The organism is Gordonia sp. (in: high G+C Gram-positive bacteria), from assembly GCF_049647785.1.
Classification (GTDB): domain Bacteria; phylum Actinomycetota; class Actinomycetes; order Mycobacteriales; family Mycobacteriaceae; genus Gordonia.
Map to the genome: position 1 here is coordinate 23,859 of NZ_JBARYI010000081.1, position 17,527 is coordinate 41,385.

General features: G+C 62.4%; 18 protein-coding genes. 9 read left to right on the forward strand and 9 right to left on the reverse strand.

Features of this window, described 5'->3' with window-relative positions; translation table 11 throughout:
- Nucleotides 1–49: 49 nt before the first annotated feature.
- Nucleotides 50–385: a histone-like nucleoid-structuring protein Lsr2 gene (locus WBA38_RS13570; protein ID WP_424296654.1), complete on the reverse strand. Its 336-nt coding sequence runs from the start codon at nt 383–385 to the stop codon at nt 50–52.
- 156 nt (nt 386–541) lie between these two features.
- Nucleotides 542–1,276: a hypothetical protein gene (locus WBA38_RS13575; protein ID WP_424322910.1), complete on the reverse strand. Its 735-nt coding sequence runs from the start codon at nt 1,274–1,276 to the stop codon at nt 542–544.
- Between the two features lies 1 nt (nt 1,277).
- Between WBA38_RS13575 and WBA38_RS13580 the strand changes: the two genes are divergently transcribed.
- From WBA38_RS13580 to WBA38_RS13600, 5 genes are all read left to right on the forward strand, one after another.
- Complete coding sequence (locus WBA38_RS13580) at nt 1,278–2,135, forward strand: rhodanese-related sulfurtransferase (RefSeq protein ID WP_424296657.1); 858 nt, start codon at nt 1,278–1,280, stop codon at nt 2,133–2,135.
- A complete protein-coding gene (locus tag WBA38_RS13585) occupies nt 2,132–3,220 on the forward strand; it encodes a CobW family GTP-binding protein (RefSeq protein WP_424296659.1) in 1,089 nt (362 codons plus the stop codon). Before WBA38_RS13580 ends, WBA38_RS13585 begins: the two co-directional genes overlap by 4 nt.
- A 177-nt stretch (nt 3,221–3,397) precedes the next feature.
- The gene (locus tag WBA38_RS13590) at nt 3,398–4,492 is read left to right on the forward strand and encodes an N-acetylmuramoyl-L-alanine amidase (RefSeq protein WP_424296661.1); all 1,095 of its coding nucleotides are present in this window, start codon (nt 3,398–3,400) and stop codon (nt 4,490–4,492) included.
- 19 nt (nt 4,493–4,511) lie between these two features.
- Complete coding sequence (locus tag WBA38_RS13595) at nt 4,512–5,489, forward strand: SDR family oxidoreductase (RefSeq protein ID WP_424296663.1); 978 nt, start codon at nt 4,512–4,514, stop codon at nt 5,487–5,489.
- On the forward strand, nt 5,486–6,052 hold the full coding sequence (locus WBA38_RS13600) for a nucleosidase (RefSeq protein ID WP_424296665.1): 567 nt from the start codon (nt 5,486–5,488) through the stop codon (nt 6,050–6,052). The genes WBA38_RS13595 and WBA38_RS13600 overlap by 4 nt, the downstream gene beginning before the upstream one ends.
- 15 nt (nt 6,053–6,067) lie before the next feature.
- On the opposite strand, the gene WBA38_RS13605 is transcribed toward WBA38_RS13600, so the two are convergent.
- The 3 genes from WBA38_RS13605 to WBA38_RS13615 all read right to left on the reverse strand — a co-directional run bounded on the left by WBA38_RS13605 (nt 6,068) and on the right by WBA38_RS13615 (nt 8,732).
- Nucleotides 6,068–6,970, reverse strand: coding sequence for a DUF6542 domain-containing protein (locus tag WBA38_RS13605; protein WP_424296667.1), 903 nt, complete (start codon nt 6,968–6,970; stop codon nt 6,068–6,070).
- 64 nt (nt 6,971–7,034) lie between these two features.
- Nucleotides 7,035–8,108 carry a DNA recombination protein RmuC gene (locus WBA38_RS13610; RefSeq protein WP_424322911.1) on the reverse strand — a complete coding sequence of 358 codons (1,074 nt, stop codon included), beginning with the start codon at nt 8,106–8,108 and terminating at the stop codon, nt 7,035–7,037.
- Nucleotides 8,109–8,186: 78 nt separating this feature from the next.
- Nucleotides 8,187–8,732 carry a methylated-DNA--[protein]-cysteine S-methyltransferase gene (locus WBA38_RS13615; RefSeq protein ID WP_424296671.1) on the reverse strand — a complete coding sequence of 182 codons (546 nt, stop codon included), beginning with the start codon at nt 8,730–8,732 and terminating at the stop codon, nt 8,187–8,189.
- A gap of 149 nt (nt 8,733–8,881) precedes the next feature.
- On the opposite strand from WBA38_RS13615, the gene WBA38_RS13620 reads away from it, so the two are divergent.
- Both WBA38_RS13620 and ychF read left to right on the forward strand, forming a co-directional pair.
- A complete protein-coding gene (locus WBA38_RS13620) occupies nt 8,882–10,159 on the forward strand; it encodes an AI-2E family transporter (RefSeq protein ID WP_424296673.1) in 1,278 nt (425 codons plus the stop codon).
- A 6-nt stretch (nt 10,160–10,165) separates the two neighbouring features.
- The gene (ychF, locus tag WBA38_RS13625; protein ID WP_424322912.1) at nt 10,166–11,245 is read left to right on the forward strand and encodes a redox-regulated ATPase YchF; all 1,080 of its coding nucleotides are present in this window, start codon (nt 10,166–10,168) and stop codon (nt 11,243–11,245) included.
- Nucleotides 11,246–11,314: 69 nt separating this feature from the next.
- Here ychF and WBA38_RS13630 read toward each other — a convergent pair whose 3' ends face one another.
- Nucleotides 11,315–11,977, reverse strand: a complete 663-nt coding sequence (locus WBA38_RS13630; protein WP_188712414.1) for a FadR/GntR family transcriptional regulator — start codon at nt 11,975–11,977, stop codon at nt 11,315–11,317.
- Nucleotides 11,978–12,165: 188 nt separating this feature from the next.
- Between WBA38_RS13630 and WBA38_RS13635 the strand changes: the two genes are divergently transcribed.
- Both WBA38_RS13635 and WBA38_RS13640 read left to right on the forward strand, forming a co-directional pair.
- Nucleotides 12,166–13,407 (forward strand): MFS transporter, encoded by a 1,242-nt coding sequence (locus WBA38_RS13635; protein WP_188712413.1) that lies wholly within the window; start codon nt 12,166–12,168, stop codon nt 13,405–13,407.
- Nucleotides 13,400–14,194, forward strand: a complete 795-nt coding sequence (locus WBA38_RS13640; RefSeq protein WP_424322913.1) for an ABC transporter ATP-binding protein — start codon at nt 13,400–13,402, stop codon at nt 14,192–14,194. The genes WBA38_RS13635 and WBA38_RS13640 overlap by 8 nt, the downstream gene beginning before the upstream one ends.
- Nucleotides 14,195–14,277: 83 nt before the next feature.
- Here the strand turns inward: WBA38_RS13640 and WBA38_RS13645 are convergent, their stop codons facing one another.
- From WBA38_RS13645 to WBA38_RS13655, 3 genes are all read right to left on the reverse strand, one after another.
- Entirely contained in the window at nt 14,278–15,060 is a 783-nt protein-coding gene (locus WBA38_RS13645) for a MerR family transcriptional regulator (RefSeq protein WP_424322914.1), read from the reverse strand.
- A 41-nt stretch (nt 15,061–15,101) separates the two neighbouring features.
- Entirely contained in the window at nt 15,102–16,010 is a 909-nt protein-coding gene (locus WBA38_RS13650; RefSeq protein WP_424322915.1) for a DUF2268 domain-containing protein, read from the reverse strand.
- A 217-nt stretch (nt 16,011–16,227) separates the two neighbouring features.
- On the reverse strand, nt 16,228–17,217 hold the full coding sequence (locus WBA38_RS13655; protein WP_424322916.1) for a Clp protease N-terminal domain-containing protein: 990 nt from the start codon (nt 17,215–17,217) through the stop codon (nt 16,228–16,230).
- Nucleotides 17,218–17,527: the final 310 nt, after the last annotated feature.

Sequence of the window (17,527 nt, forward strand, 5' to 3'; positions counted from 1 at the left end):
GCGACTGCCCCCGAGGAGTCCTCGGGGGCAGTCGCGGGGAAGTGATCTATCAGTTCGCAGCGTTGTACGCGGCGACGATGTCGGCGGGGATGCGACCGCGGTCACTCACGGTGTAGCCGTTTTCCGTTGCCCACTTACGAACCGCTCGCGTATCGATTCCGGAGCGGCCACCCGCGGGTGCCGAACGGCGCGTGGCGCCGCCGCGGCTACTGGGACGCGACACGGCAACGTACGTCGCAACAAGATTGCGGAACTCTTCCGCATGCTCGGGTGAGGTATCGAACTCGAGGTTTTTCCCATCCAAGCTCCACTGCACGGTCTCGAACTCGTCGAGCTCGGCACCGTCGAGATCGTCGACGATCTGGATAACGGTCTTCTTGGCCATGTGTACTTCTCCTCCGGGAGCGCTGGTAACGGGTGCAGCGGTAAAATGAGTAGCGAGATTTCGTGCTGGGGGTCATTCAAGCATCGATAACTATTCTTCTCGACAGACTACACGTCATCGAATATTTGTCAGAGACAAGTTCTTCAATTGGTTTGTTCAGCGGGCAGAAGTTGAAGTGGCGGGACTTAAACCCAAAAGCGATTTCGGTGCTCGTTCATCTCCTCGAATGTTCGAGTAGCCATCAGAGGTAATAGCGAATCCTGTGCCTGAACTTGACTCAATGCAGTACAGATCGCTGGAGTCGGCCAAGCACGCGAACCGATCAACGACGATTGAGTTGCCAGCGGGCAAGATGGTCGATCGGAACAGCACCGGATAGCTATTTGAGCAGGCCCCCTCTTTGGGGCCGTTTGCATCCACGACCGCATAGTCGCGCGCCCAGTCACATTTCTCGGGGGCATCACCTGGCCGCTGCCGCGCCCCGTCGATCTTTTCGCTGACGCACACCAGCGCGTTGGCACCGTTGTTGCCAGTGGAACAACGAATACTGCGATCTTCGGTCGAGAAGTGATAGCCCGAAGCCGCAGACACTTCGCCGCTGACTGATGTGGAACCGACTTGGAACTGCGAGTTACTACTTCGCGGGGCGGCCCGGATCACGCGCGCCATACTCCACGGAGACGTCGGTTCGTCGGCCTTGCCGGTGACTGACGCCGAGGTCGGGGCCAAGGACGGCGCTGCCGACTCGGTGAGGAGGGCATCGGTGCCGGGGATCACGATCTTGCTGGGCGCAGCATCGGTGTTCAGCACGCCGCATGAGGTCAATGTGACGGCAGCAATACTGCCGAGGGCAATCAAGGCAACACGCATTCGGGGTCCGTACTCTGGCATTGTGTCGACTCCCAAGATTGTGCTGTTCTACGTCTTCGCGCCGCTGCCCGATCCGGAAGCTATCCGACTGTGGCAGCAGAGCGTCTGCGAGTCCGCTGGGCTTCGCGGCAGAATCATCGTGTCACCCCACGGCATCAATGCCACAGTCGGTGGCGATATCCGCGATGTCAAGCGCTACGTGCGTGCCACGCGCAGTTATCCAGCCTTCAAGCATGCTGATATTAAGTGGTCCGACGGTGTGGGCGAGGACTTTCCGCGGTTGAGCGTAAAAGTGCGCCCGGAAATCGTCACCTTTGGTGCGCCCGGGGAACTGAAGGTCGACGAGTCGGGCGTGGTGGGCGGCGGCACACGTTTGGCACCCGAACAACTCCACGAATTGCTTGATGCGCGTGGCGATGACGTTGTATTTCTCGACGGACGAAACAAGATCGAAGCAGAAATTGGTCGTTTTCGTGACGCGATCGTCCCGGATGTCGAGACCACCCGCGACTTCATTCCGTTGATTGAAAGCGGTGCCCTCGACCATCTCAAGTCGCGACCGATCGTGACGTATTGCACGGGCGGAGTGCGTTGTGAAGTACTTAGCGCACTGATGGCAGCACGCGGGTTTGATGAGGTTTATCAACTCGACGGTGGAATCGTGCGCTACGGCGAAAAATACGGCGATCGCGGCAATTGGGAGGGCTCGCTGTATGTATTCGACAAGCGGATGAAGATCGACTTTGGTGCCGATACGGCGGTAATCGGCAAATGCGTGCGGTGTGGATCACCGACCAGCGAAGTGATCAACTATCCCGACGGTGACGGCCGGGAACTCGCCGTCGTCTGCATTGACTGCCAGGCCGAACTAGCCCAATGAGGAAGGGGCCTCTGCCCGTAGTCGTGTTGGCGGGTTTCCTCGGTGCGGGAAAGACGACTCTCCTCAATCACGTTCTTCGTCATGCGGGGGGCCGCCGCATCGGGGTGCTGGTAAATGACTTTGGGTCGATCAACATCGATGCCCTGCTGGTGTCGGGCCAATCCGGTGGCACCATGAGCCTCGAAAATGGGTGCATGTGCTGCACCACCGATGCTGCCGACCTCACCGAAACCTTGGCCTCGATGGCGGCGCCCGGTAACGGGCTCGACGCCATCCTGATTGAAGCCAGCGGGATTGCCGAACCGAAAGCGCTGGTGCGGATGGTGCTAGCCGCCCGAAGCGAGGACGTCGCTTACGGGGGACTGGTTTACGTTATTGACGCGGCCAACTATGCCGAAACCATCGTCGAACATCCGCAAGTGGTTGAGCATTTGGCGATCGCCGATCTGGTGGTCTGCAACAAGATCGACCTGCTCCCCGACGGTGTCGACGTCGTCGAATTCGTGGAGACCGTGCGCGCGGCGAACCCGACAGCGCCAATCTTGCCGGTGACCGATGCCGCGATCGATCCGGAGCTGCTCTTCGAACCGTCCGAAGCGGTGGTCGTGGATGACACCCGACCCCGGCAACTGACGTTCGATGACCTGTTCTCCGATGATCCGCACGAACACTCACATAGTGCGGCCGACCCTCACCTGCACTCGGCATTCGATTCGGCTGCTCTGCAAACGCCTTTGCCGGTGGACCCGCGGGCGCTCGCTCGCTTTCTTGAGCGTCCGCCCGAGGGCGCCTACCGCATCAAGGGCACGGTGTTCGTTGACCTGCCCGACCACCGGCACTTGGCGTACACGGTCCAATCGGTCGGTGGCTTTATTCGCGTCGACACTGGGCCGTGGTCTGGTCGCGAAAGGGCGACTTCGCTAGTGGTGATCGGGGCCGGACTCGATGCGGAACGGGCGCGTGAAGCGCTCGAAGCGACGGTGCGGCCACCGGATCCAGCTGATGTGAACGGCATCTTGCATCTCACCCGACACGCCTACTCGCCGCCGGAGCGTTCACGCGCTGAGGACTTAGCGGATGGCTAATTTTCTGTTTCTGCGGATCACGGGAACCTAACGATTTCTGGCCTGTGAGCCTCCGGGTTTGCCGTCGGGTCTCAACCACTGGTTGACTGTTACCAAAGTTGTCCGTGTGACAGATGATGCTATTCCTTCGGAAGGAGAGTGGTGTGTGCCCGTGGGCCAACACACCCAACCCGCCCCATGCGCTTTTCAGCTGAGAAACCGACTGCTTCGTTTCCGCTCGCTAGGGCCCCTCGGCGCACGCTGATCGCGTCGTCCATTTTGGCTTCGTCGGCGATGGTCGGCGCGCTGTTGGCCGTCACGCCCGCCGCAGCGGCACCGAAGACCACGGAACTTGCAGGCAAGACGGTGTTCCTGGACCCGGGACACCAAGGGTCAGCCGCCGGACACAACCTGTCAAAGCAGGTCAACGACGGTCGTGGCGGGACGAAGGATTGCCAGACCACCGGTGCCACGGCCCTCGGCGGAGTGCCTGAGCACACCATCAACTGGAACGTCGCCCAGGTGGTGAAGGCCGCGCTCGAAAGCAAGGGCGCCAAGGTCGTCATGAGCCGCAACGACGACACCGGCTGGGGTGGCTGCGTCGACGAACGCGCCGCCGCCGCCAGCAAGTCCGGCGCGGACCTGGCCGTCAGCATCCACGCGGACTCCACGAGCACCGGCTCCGACGCCAAAAACAAGGGCTTCCACCTGATTGTGCCGACCCTGCCGATCCCCGACAAGGCTGTCGACGCAGCGCAGGGGAACGAAGGTCGCAAGGCGTCCAACACGATTCGTGACGCCATGTCGGGCGCAGGCTTCGCGCCAGCCAACTACCTCGGGGCCGTCAACGGCGTCGTCACCCGTCCAGATATCGCCGCCGTCAACCTGACTCGGGTGCCCGCAGCCTTCGTCGAAATGGGCAACCTGTCAGACCCAGCAGAGGCCGCCGTCCTGTCGTCGCCGGCCGGTGCCACCAAGTACGCGGTCGCCATCACCACGGGCATCACCAACTACCTGGGTGGCAAGGCCGCCGCAGCCAACCCGACCGCGCCCGCACCGGAACCGGGTGCAGCGCCGAACCCGACCGCGCCCAACGATCCGTCCGCATCCGACCTGTCCGACGTCAAGGGCGTTGAGGCGATCGGCCCACTGATCGACAAGCTCAGCAAAGCCAAGAGCCCTCAGGAAGCACAGCGAATTCTGATGACCGAAGGGCAAGACGTGTCCGCTGAGGTCCTCAAGGCGGTCCTGGCTGTCGTCTACGCAGTGTTCGGCGGAAAGCTACCCGTCTAGTTCCACTAGTCTGTGTGTCATGGGTCTCATGACATCGCTGAAACTGCCCGCGCTGCAGACCATTCGGGAACTCTTCGTCGTGCCGACGCCGGTGCCGTCACTGCGTGGTCGCAAGGTGTTGATTACCGGTGCGGCCAGCGGCATCGGGCGTGCCACCGCGCTGGCATCGGCCGCGGCCGGAGCGGAAGTGGTACTCACCGATATTCAATCAGGTCCGCTCGACGACGTAGTCGCCGAAATTCTCGATCATGGCGGCACCGTGCTTTATCACCGTGCGGGCGACGTCTCCGACTACGAGTGGGTGGCAGCGTTTGCGCGTGAGGTCGATGCCGAGGTCGGCGTCATGGATGTGGTCATGAATATTGCGGGAATCTCCGTTTGGGGGACTGTCGAAAACCTTGAGCATAAGCATTGGAAAAAGGCCGTCGACATCAACCTGATGGGCCCCATCCACATAATTGAGAGCTTTGTTCCCCAGATGGTTCGCAATGGTCGTGGCGGGCAGCTCGTGAATGTCTCGTCGGCTGCGGGGATCCTGGCCTTGCCCTGGCATGCCGCCTACAGTGCGAGCAAGTTTGGGATCCGCGGAGTCTCGGAGGTTCTCCGGTTTGATTTGCGACGCCACAACATCGGGGTGTCCCTGGTGTGTCCGGGTGGTGTCGCCACACCGTTGGTCGAGACAGTGGACATCGTCGGCCTCGACCGAAGCAACAGTGCCATCCAGAAGGAAATCGCCGGGTTCCATAAAGTCGCGGTGACGCCCGAGAAGGCGGCATCGGCCATCCTTCGAGGCATTACCAAAAACAAATTTATGGTCTACACGTCTTTCGACATCCGCTTCGGGTACTGGTGGGCTCGCAAGTTCGCGCTTCCGTATGAGGTCGTCATGCGGATCGCCAACAACCGCTTTGACTACCTCTCGCGGATCAGCAACCTCGGTGTCGGCGACGGCACCGCAGCGGGGTCCGATTCGACGGTCGCACGGCGCAGCGAGTGAGGGGGCCACACCAACCCGGGGTCCTGGTGGTTTCGGCGACGCCTGCCGAAGCTGTGCACGTGCCACCCGGGACCGACCTGCTGATCACCGGCATCGGCAAAGTACGAGCCGCCACCGCCCTTACCAAACGGCTGATCACCGGCGACTACCGTCGGGTCATCAACATTGGCACGGCGGGTGCCCTTCGCGACGGTCGCAGTGGGCTCTACTTGCCGTCCCGCGTGATCGAGCACGACATCAGCGCTGCTGAACTGACCGCGATGGGTTATCCGTTGGTCGACGAGTGGGAGATTCTCGGTGGTGACGGGAGCATCCTTGCGACCGGTGACACCTTCGTTTCCGATCCGGTGCACCGTGACGTGATCGCCGAACGGGCCGACCTCGTCGATATGGAGGGTGCCGCCTTCGCTCAAGTTTGCGACGACTTCGCCGTGCTGTTTCGCGTGGTCAAAGTCGTCACAGACAACGCCGATGAATCAGCGATGGATTGGCCGACGGCTATCGAACACGCGGCCCGAGACCTCGGGGCGTGGTTGGCCGAAACGGATTTCGGCGAGCTGTAGCTACTAGCTGGACGACTAGCGGTCGTCGGCGCCGGCGGTGAGATCTTCGATGTGTGCCTTGTCGCGCATCTGACCTGCTGTGCGACGTGCTCCCTTGGTATCCCGAGCGGGGATGGTCTGTGGCGCGGCCCGACGACGCGGTGGCGTGCCAGCTGCAGTTGCGCTCGCCTGGGCCGATCTGGGCTGAGCTGGCTGCGCTGCCGCCGGTCGGGGAGCGGACTTGCGGGGCGCGGCCCGACGAGGTGCGGGTTCCGATTCCGGGCGACGCCGAACGGGTGGCTTTGCCGGTGTGGCGTCAGTGGATGTCGGCCGGCTCGTTGCTGGCCGCTTAGCTTTTGTCGGGGTCCCTTGGGTGGGCGATCCAGTCTTCGCCGCTGGCTTCTTTGCGGTGGTCGCAGTTTTTGTTGGCGTCTTCTTTGCGGGGGTGGCCTTCTTGGCTACCCCGGCCGGGCGTTTGGAGCCCTTCCCAAAGAACGGTTGCCCGCTTGGTCGGGCGGCGAACCAGCGCACCAAAACCACTGTCAGCGTGGCGAGGAAGGCGAGGAGAATCCAGGGGAAGCTTGAGGCGATCGGTAGGACCACCTTGAAAACGATGGCCCGCAGGCCCTGCGAATCGCCGGAATCCAGGACAAAGAGAGTCGCGATGCCGACGGCGAAAGCGACCAGGGGTGGCTGAGCGGCGGCCGTGAAGAGGGCGCGCTGGCGCACCAAAAGTGCGGCGAGGATGCAGCCGACCAAGTAGCAGAGTTTGAACGATCGGCCGAGGGTCGACGCGCTTTCGGCGTCGATAACGGCACCGATGGTGGTGATGCCGACCGCGATAAGGACAGCACCCCACCAGGGGACTCCCCGGACGGTAGGCAATACCGACCGCTGATCGGCGGGTACGGCAGGGCCGGCTAACAGGCGCGAAAACACCCTTCAACGGTACCTTCCACTGCGCTGAACCCCGGGATCCAAAGCCGTGAGTTTGCTGAATTCTCTAGCGCGGTGACATGGATCTCACTGCAGTATCGACATTTGGGACACCGTCGGTAATGCGGGACGACCGGTTTGTCGGGCCGGAGAGGGCCTCGAGTTCAGCTAGTTTGCGGGCGGTGACGCCCAGTCGGGTGTCGATGGCGCCCACTGTCGAGTTGTACGACTCAACTGCCCGCCGCAGTGATACCCCGGTCTTCTCCAGGTGCGCGAGAACTTGATCGATGCGTTGGTACAGCGACCGACCGAGCTGATGAATCGTCTCGGCGTCTTCGGCGAGCGCATACTGTCGCCACCCGAGGGCGACAGTCCTCAGCAGGGCTATCAGCGTGCTGGGGGTGGCCAGCACAACGTCGCGGTCGAAGGCGTAGTCGAGGAGTCCGGGGTCACCGCGAAGTGCGGCCTCCAGCACTCCGTCGCCGGGCAAGAACAGTACGACGAACTCGGGTGAGGTCGGCTGGGCCGACCAGTATGCCTTCGATGCCAGGGTGTTGACGTGGGCGCGCACAGCCTGCGCATGGCGGGCGAGGGGTTCGCGGTTGTCGCCAGACGGCACCGCCATCGCATCCAGGTATTGCTGCATCGGGACTTTGGCATCGACCACAATGCGTCGCCCGCCAGCGAGGTTCACCACCAGGTCCGGTCGGACGATTCGGTCGGCATCGGATTGTCCATGGACTTGCGTCGAGAAGTCGCAGTGTCGCGACATACCCGATAACTCGACAATCCGCTCAAGTTGGATTTCGCCCCAGCGGCCACGGACTTGCGGGGCGTGGAGGGCGCCGGCCAACTGGCTGGTCTGTTGCTGTAGGCGCTGCGAAGTCGCGTAGACGCCACGCATCTGCTCGGACAGGCCCGCGTAAGCGTGCGCGCGACCGGCCTCAGTGCGTCGCAGTTCCTCGGATAGGCGCCCCAGGGTGTCGCGCAGCGGGCCGACGACAAGGTCGACCTCGCTGCCGACCGATGGGCCAGGTGGCGGCTGGTTGCCGTGTGCCCGTGCGGCCGCTGACCGAGCCATCCACCCAAGGACCGCACCAATGATTAGGCAGACCGGGCCAATGATTGCTGCTGGTGTCATGCCCACATCATGGCGGTTGACTCTGACAACTTTGGTCGGCCGTCGTCCTACTTCACATCGCGGGTATCGCCGACCGGATCAGAAGCCGTGTTTGTCGCGAGCGGCAGCCAGGGATTCGGCTTCTCGGCGGAGCAGGTCTTCTTTGAGTTCCAAGCCGTAGCGGTACCCGCCGAGACTGCCATCGGTTCGCATGACGCGATGGCACGGAACAAATAGCGCGGCGGCATTGCGGACACAGCATTGTGCGGCCCCGCGAACTGCTGTCGGGCGCCCGGCAAGTTCAGCGAGTTGTCGGTAGGTCACCGGAGTGCCAGCGCGTACCTTCCGGAGTGCCACCCAAGCGTCGGTGATAAACGGCCCAGCCTGCTGCCGCACCTGAATGTGTGACGGCGCCGTCGTGTGGCCGTCGTAGTACTGGAGAACCGCTTCGGTAACCGGACCTCCTGGCTTCTCGAATAGGTCGGTGGTGCGCAAATCCGGGTGGATCAAGCTTTCGAGGTATTCAAGTGAATGAGTCCAGCCGGAGGCGTAGACAGTGTGGTCGTCGTCGAAGATGGCGGTGAATGGGCCGTCTTCGGTCGGGACGGTTGCCCAGCCGAGAGAAGGTGCAACTGCGGTGGTCATCGTTCCTCCTGTGCCTGTGGGACCGCTTCCAAATGGACGCGGTCTTGAATTGGACGCACCGGATGCCAGTTCGGTTCCAACGTCATCCACAGGGACCCGCAAGCGCGTCTCAGGCTACGAATGCGGTGGGTGTGTGTGAGGATTGGCGGGTGAACGACGAAACGGGTGAATCGAATGCCTCGCCGAAAACTGAGCCACCGGTCCCTGAAGCGACAGAAGTGCTGAGTAACCCGGTTACCGGCAAGCCGTACCCAACCAGGGGACGAGTGTTCCGAACCGGTCTTCGGTCCACTTCAGTCATCTGCTTGCAGATGCTTTTGGTCCTGGTGTTCCTGTATGCACTGCTGCTGGTGCTGGGAAAGCTGTGGGTAATTCTTCTTCCGGTTGTCCTCGGTATCGTTCTCGCTACCGTGCTCTGGCCGCCGGTTCGGTGGTTGCGGGCTCACGGTGTCCCCGCTGCCTTAGCCACCATCTTGGTAGTTATCGGTGCCATGGTCGTCATCGGCGGCGTTATTGGCTTGATTGTTCCGTCGTTGATTTCGCAGGTCCCGGATCTGGCCAACGAGGCGATCAAGGGCATCCGCAAGTTGCAAGACTGGGCTCAGGGGCCGCCGCTCAACATCGGTGACGATCAGATCAACGACTTCGTCGACGCGATCACCCAAAAGCTTCAGCAGAGTGCCACCACCATCGCCAGCGGTGTGTTCAACGGTGTCGGCGTCGCCACGTCGGCTCTCGTCACATTGTTCACAACCATCGTGCTGGTGTTCTTCTTCTTGAAGGACGGGCCCAAGTTCCTTCCGTGGATTCACCGGACGATGGGTGTCGGCGGTGCCGCTCATGTCAGCGAAGTGCTCCGACGCATGTGGGACACCCTCGGCGGCTTTATCCGGACGCAGGCGCTGGTGAGCTTTGTTGACGCTTCACTGATCGGCATCGGTTTGATAGTCCTCAACGTGCCGTTGGCTGGCCCGTTGATTGTCATCACCTTCATGGGTGGCTTCATCCCCATTGTCGGTGCGTTCGTCGCCGGTGCGCTCGCGGTGTTGATCGCGTTGGTCTCGAATGGCTTGACGTCCGCACTGATTGTGCTGGCCATCATCCTGGTGGTGCAGCAAATCGAGGGCAACGTCCTTCAGCCGTGGCTGCAAGCGAAGTCGATGAATCTGCACGCGGTGATCGTGCTGCTGTCGGTGACGCTTGGTGCCTCGCTGTTCGGGATTACTGGCGCGTTCTTGGCAGTTCCTGCGGCATCCTGCTTGACCGTTGCGTTCCGGTACATGCTTGAGCAGATTGGGCACGCTGCGGGCGATGAGATTGCCGCCGAGGACGAACTCGCACGCGCGGCAGCACGCGCATCCAACAGCGGTCGAGGCAAGCGCAGAATCAGCCTGGGTAGGTCCGCCACCAAATCGCAGATAGACTGACCTCCCGTGAGTCTTACCCTCGGAATTGTCGGCCTGCCCAACGTTGGAAAGTCGACCCTTTTTAACGCCCTAACCCGTAACGATGTGCTCGCCGCGAACTACCCGTTCGCGACGATCGAGCCGAATATCGGCATCGTCGAACTGCCGGATGCGCGGCTTAACCGCCTCGCCGAAATCTTCGGCAGTGAGCGGATCTTGCCCGCCGTCGTGTCTTTCGTCGACATCGCCGGAATCGTGAAGGGCGCTTCGGAGGGGGAGGGCATGGGTAACCAGTTCCTCGCCAACATCCGCGAGGCTGACGCGATCTGCCAGGTCGTTCGGGTATTCGCCGACGACGACGTCGTGCATGTCGACGGTCGCGTCGATCCGCGCGCGGACATTGAAGTCATCGAGACCGAGCTGATTTTGGCTGACCTCCAGACGTTGGAGAAGGCAATTCCGCGTCTGGAGAAGGAAGCCAAGAAGAACAAGGACCAGGCCAGCGTGCTCGCTGCTGCGCAGGGCGCGCAGGCGATCCTTGACTCGGGCAAGACGATGTTCTCGGCGAAAGACGACTTTGATCTGTCGTCGGTCCGTGAACTGCACTTGCTTACCGCAAAGCCGTTCCTCTACGTATTCAATGCTGACGAAGCCGTCCTCACCGACGATGCCCGCAAGCAGGAACTGCGCGATGCCGTCGCGCCCGCAGACTGCGTCTTCTTGGACGCCAAGGTGGAAAGTGAACTCCTTGAGCTCGAAGAAGAGGATGCTCAGGAACTTCTTGACTCGATCGGTCAGGACGAGCCCGGTTTGCGCCAGCTGGCCCGCGCTGGCTTCCACACCCTCGGCCTACAGACCTACTTGACGGCCGGACCGAAGGAAGCGCGCGCCTGGACCATCCGTCAGGGCGATACCGCACCGAAGGCTGCGGGTGTTATCCACACGGACTTCGAAAAGGGTTTCATCAAGGCCGAAATCGTCTCCTTCGCCGATCTCGATGAGAACGGCTCCATGAACGCGGCCAAGGCTGCCGGCAAGGTCCGCATGGAGGGCAAGGACTACGTCATGGTCGACGGCGACGTCGTGGAGTTTCGGTTTGCGCTTTAACCTCTGGTGGCATGGCCGCGGCCTCCCCGCTAGTCGGCTTCGGTCAGCAACACACCCGCCCGTCATCTCTCACGCCACCTTCAAGGTGAGCAGGTGCTTTCGCGCCAGTGCTGATGCTGTCTGACCGTCGCGGTCGGCGATGGCGTCGAGGATGTCCTGGTGTGCGTGCTGGTCGGCATCGCTGCCAAACTCGCCGCGCAGTCGCAACATGTCGATCATGGCTTGGCGGCTGCGCGGAGTGAAGCTATCGAACAGGTCGACGAGGATCGGGTTGTGTGCCGCCGCAATGATCGCTCGATGAAAGGCGATGTCCGCGTCAACGTGCATGTCGATGTCAGTTCGCTGTGCGTCACGTTTATCCGCGGCGTGCCGTATCGCGCGTAGCTCAGCGGGGGAGCGCCGCTCGGCCGCGAGAGCCGCAGCTTCGACTTCGATGGCGATGCGCGCTTCGATCACCGAGTTGATGTCTGCCTTGCGCAGCGCTGTGCTCCAGTCCTCGACGACATCGAGCGCAGCTACGAAGACGCCAGCTCCTTGTCGCGTAGCCAGCACGCCCTGGCCCGCTAGACGGCGAATCGCTTCGCGCACAGTCGACCTGCCGACCCCGAGCTGCGGGCCGAGAGTGTTCTCCCCGGGGAGCTTTGATCCCAGTGGCCACTCGCCAGCCCGAATCCGATCGAGGAGCAGATCTGCCGCTTGCTCTGCGAGCGGGGTGCGTTGCACCTGTGCCATGAAGCCTCCACTTCGCTACTTGTCTGAGAAGTTGTGTAGAGTCTAGCCCATGCCCCAGCGACTCCTCCTTCGCCGCCGCGCCAGGAACTGACCCGACCAGACACCTGCGCGCGGAGTGGCTCACCCTTGCTGGTCTCCCTCACTTCTTGCGCGCCGTGTCTCTGCGCGCTCTGGATCGAAAGAAGCACATGAGCACGACCTCTTCCTCTCCTCGAACCCGCAACCGGCTGGGCCTGTGGGCACTGACCGCCACCCATGCAGCGAATGACTTCTACACCGGCGCAGTGGCAGCGCTGCTGCCGTTCTTCGTGCTCCACGCGGAGTACTCCTATGCCGCAGTTGCAGGCATCACGCTTGCTGCGACCGCACTGTCGAGCGTTGCCCAGCCGATGTTCGGATACCTCAGCGACCGCTACGGGATGCGCTGGATGAGCCTGGCTGGCCTTCTTGCCGCCGGCGCTGGCATCGCCTTGAGTGGCATCTTCGCCGACTCGTATGCGGCCGTGTGGATCGTTGTGGCGATCTCCGGCATCGGCGTCGCCGCGTACCACCCGGCAGCGACAATGGAAGCCCGCGAGCTCGGCGGCGGTACCAGCGGATCGATGAGCCTGTTCTCCGTCGGCGGGAACGTCGGCGTGGCCCTGGCACCGTCGGCCGTGATTCTCGTCGTGGGAACCTTCGGGCTGTCTGGCTCGGGCTTCCTTATCATCCCGGCAGTCGTGCTGGGGCTGGTCTACGTACTGGTCTCGTGGCGACACCTGTTCTCGCGGACGGTGGCTGCCGAGCGGGCACCTGCCGTTACAAAGGTTTCGATCCCCGACGACTGGCGAGCCTTCCTGTGGCTCAGCGCGGTGCTGGCCACCTGGTCGGTCGCCTACGTCGGCACCTCGACCTTCATCTCGCTCTACTCGATCCAGCGATTTGATGTCACCACTGGCCTCGCCTCGATCGCGCTGTCGGTGTTCCCGGCGGCCGGCGCAGTGGGAACCCTCGCCGGCGGCTGGCTCGCGGACCGCGTCGGACGACTGCGCGTCGTCCGTACCGGCTATCTGCTGGCGGCTATCTCCACCATCGCGATCGTGCTCGCACCGTCCCCTGTGGTGGTGATCATCGCGACGGCGATCCTGGGCACCAGCCTGTTCCTGCCATTCGCTGCGCAGATCACGCTGTCGCACTCGTACCTGCCGAACAGGATCGGCATGGCCAGCGGTGTCACGCTGGGACTGACTCTCTCACTGGGAGGCCTGGTCAGCCCGCTGCTGGGATCCATCGCGGACCAGACGAGCGTCCAGTCAGTCTTCGTTATCGTCGCTGTACTGCTGGTAGCTGGCTTCGCGCTCTCGTTCATCCTTAAGGAGCGCCGGAGCGGCCCCGTCCAGAGTCTTCAGCAGCAGGACCAGAGCAGCGAACTGGAGAACGTCAATGACTGACCAGGAGATCCTCCGCCTTGAAGCTGTGGACTTTGTGCGGGAATCCCGTCAGATTCTCACCGGCATCAACCTGACGGTTCGTGCGGGGGAGCGATGGGCGCTGATCGGCCCTAACGGAGCTGGCAAGAGCACCATCCTGAGCATGTGTGGCGCGGTGAAGCACCCGACCCGCGGCAGCGTCCATGTGCTGGGACGTAAGCTCGGCCGAGTCGACATCCGGGAGCTGCGCGAGCACATCGGACATGTCAATCCCCGCCACCCGCTCAGCTCTCCGCTCACAGTTCGGCAGGTGATTCTCACCGGCGCAACGGGCACGACCGAGCTCATGCCGCGCTGGACTCCCGACCCCGTCACCCAAGCCCGTGTTGACGAGCTGACCGAGATGCTCGGACTCGCAGGGCTCGAAACGGCAACCTGGCCGACGATGTCACAGGGCGAGCGAGGGCGGGCTCTCATCGCGCGTGCCCTGCTCCCGGACCCACCGCTTCTGCTACTGGACGAGCCCTCCACAGGACTGGACGTCGCGGCGCGCGAGCAGTTCCTCAGCACCGTGGACCAACTGCACCGGTCCCGCCCGCAACTTTCCACCATTCTGGTGACGCATCACTTGGAGGAGCTGCCCACAACGACAACGCATGCGATGCTGATCAAGGGCGGTCAGGTGCATGCTGCTGGACGAGCCCGAGAGGTCTTGACGACCGAACTGGTGAGCGAGTGCTTCGACCATCCGATCGAGATCGAACACCGCGCTGGCCGCTGGCAGGCACGAGCGCTGGTGAGGGCCTGAATGGTCAGGATGCGCATGGCCGTTGACTCTGCGTATCCAGAGGTTGGTATCTGCGGCGACGTGGTGGAGTTTAGATTCTCAAATTAACCTCTGAGGTCATCCGCAGGAGAAGGCTTTAGTCCTCGCACGTGAAGTCGCAACGCGTTTGCAGCGAAACCTGCGGCCTCCGGGGTTCCGAAGGCGACATGGAAGTCGGGGTTAGTTTCGTACTGGTCCGCGAGACCTCGGATCATGTCGACGGACTTCGCGGTGTCTCCCGCGTAAGTCGGAGTTCCCGGAATCTCTTTGAACCACTCCACGTGAACGGCCGCGTGCTCCTGCGCTATCGCGGAGTCCAGTTCATGCCCTTCCTGCTGGATCACACGCCACCGGGTGAGTAGGGCGTCGGCTCTGACTTTCCATGCCTTTTGTTGCTGGACCGATTTTCCGTGCCACCACCGATTCGATGCGTCGAATGCGTCGCGGCCCCAGCGCTCGACGACCTCAACCTCATATCGGTCGTTGAATCCCTCGAGCATGACATCCATGCGAGGTTCGCGGCCCTGGCGACGCATGGACAAGGTGTGTTCCACCGCGTTGATGCGTCGATTCAGAGAGTCGCGTTCCCTAGCGAGATGCTCCAAGTGCCCTGTGAGCGCTTGGACTTCCACCTCAGGAGTTGTGGGCGCATCAAGTACGCCCGCGATGCCGGCCAGCGGCATGCCCGTCTCTCGCAGCAGCAGGATTCGTTGCAGACGGGAGACTGCGTCGGGCCCGTAGTACCGGTAGCCATTGGACCCGACGCGGTCTGGTTCGAGCAGCCCGATCTGGTGGTAGTGGCGCAGTGTTCGCCCGCTGATGCCCGCACGTTCTGCGAGCTCGTGCACGGTCCACTCCACGGACTGCCTCCAGTTGGTTGACGTCGTTCTCATTCTTCCCGATTGAGACGCAAGCCGAGCTGAGGCGCGGCGACGCGCAGAACCTCGTCCACAGGCACGGCAATGCTTTGTGCCGCAGTGGCTCCCGTGGCATCGAGATAGGCACGAACAAGTCGAATGCCGGCAGCGTAGCCAGCACCCGTAGGCAGGCCGACAGGTTCTGCGCCGAGCAAGCGCGCACTCGCGTCACCATGCACCCACGCCGTGAAGTTCTGCATGCCAGTGATGTGCAGCCCGCTTGCGACCTTCGCAAGGACGTCGTCATCATTGTGGATGCTCTCGCTGACGAAATGCGTGTACCCGCGGTCACCGTACATCTCCGCAGCGAACACATCCGCAAGCCCCTCCGAGATCACCTGTTCACCTACGGTGACCGTCATCGGGTCCCATACGACTCCGCCCGGCGAGTACCGCACATTGTGGTGCAGTTCATGAACGGCAATCGCTTCGAGCCGTTCCAGAACCTGATGCGTGGGCCAGACGGTGATGGTGATGTAGCCGCTGATTCCGCCGAATGCAGACAGCCCTTCGATCTCGTCGACGAAGTGCTTGTTGGCGGGATCGCCTACCACGAGGAGAACCTGCAGATCGGGCACCTCGATGCCCGGGGCAGCTGCCCGGAGTGCTGCGGCTCCGGACTCGAGTGCCGTAGTGATGCGGTTCCAGGCGTCTGCCTCGACGAGACGCCCGAGGGCCCCCAGGATCGGTTCGGTTGTGCCCTCCCAGTCGAAGCCGAAGTTCTGTCGGTGCACGGTGGCCATGTCGACCCCTCCCGGGATGAAGTGGTACATCCCAGCTAGGGGAGACCACATCTCACGGACCAGATCGGCGCGGTCATCGGGTGTCGCTGCGAGCACTCGGCGCATGCTCGACGCGCTGTCAATCACTGAAATAGTCATAGCAAGAGACGGTAAACCTTGCCGTTACGACAAGGTCAAACCTGGGCAGTAGCGAACTTCTCCAGAGGTTGGTATCTGTGGCGACGTGGTGGTGGAATTCAGGTTCAACGTGTAGTCGCGTTCCGCTTCAATGTCTCGCTCGAGTGCCCGGATCTCCCTGTGGAGATCCGGGCACTCGATCTATGTGCGACCAGCAGGCGAGTCGCCGCGCCTGGGACTAGCGAAATGTTCGGCTGATCGCGCTGCCGGTCTGGAACAGGGTGATCCACACCAGGAACTTCTGGACTGGACGCAGCGGCCATGCGACAAGTCCTCGCCACCCTTGGCGTCGCGACCAGGACCTGCTGATCCGCAGCTGTGTGCCACCGGTCGCGTTCGCCAAGGTGAATTCAGTCAGAATCGAATTACTCTGCGCGACGTCGGGATAGCCAAAGCTCCATGCGATCCTGTCCGGTTGGTGAATTGCGATGAGCTCAACACTGCGTCGACGAAACTGAGGTTTGATCTTCACAGGTTTGCCGTCTGGATAGATTGCGGGTGCCGTGCCCTCCCAGACCGTACCCGGCGTCGCTTCTTGACCGGTCTGGTCGAGGGTGCCGATGCTCGGTTCCCACTCGGGGATACGTGCGGGATCTGTGAGGAACGCCCACACTTCGTCCAGTGGTGCGGATATGAAAGTCTCAATCGTTCCCGTGGTCCGCCCCTTCACTTTCGCTGCGAAGGGCATGGACTTCATAGAGGGCGAGTCGGCCCGATCGAGGCGTTCGATGAGTGCATCGGATGTCGTGCCAAGGCGGCCGAGGATATCCGTGATCAGGCCGCTGGGCTCTGCGACGAGTTCCCGGAGAACGGCGGCAGCGTCGCCCGACTTGCCTTTGCTGCTGGATTTCGCGATGAGGTCCCGAGCGCGACGAGTCCACTCGTACCCATCCGTCTCATGGAACACGATGCGCCCGGCCTCGGGGAACGACGCCTCGATGCCGAGTGAAGTCAGCTGTGCATCACGTTGGTCCTCGACAGCGAGACGGGCGCTGTCAATGTCGATACCCAGCTCGCGCAGTGCGCGGCCGGCAGACTGGTCGTTGATGACCAATGCGAGGAACAGGTGGTCGATGTCGGCTTCGCGGAGCCCGAGCCGGGATGCTTCCTCCATGGCGGCCAGGGAAAGCGATTGGCTGGTCTGAGCGGCGCGGACGAGTTTGTTCATCTGTTCCTCCTGGGTGTCGAGATCGCGGGGTCAATTCTTTTGGAGTGCTTCTTGTGGGCAGCTTGTCGCGTCACTCCGAGCGCGTCGGCGATCTCCTGCCAACTCATGCCCGAACGCAACGCGGCCTCGACCTGCCGAAGTTCCAAGGTGTCCGCGAGCACGCGCAAGGACGCTACGGCCCGCAATCCTGCTTTCGGGTCGCTGGTATCGGCTGCTACTGCTGCGATCCGCGGAGACTCCATGCCGTCAACCTATGTTGCTAAGTGACGGTCTGTCAACCTGGGTTGCTACCTCGCTCGGCGGGCTCGAT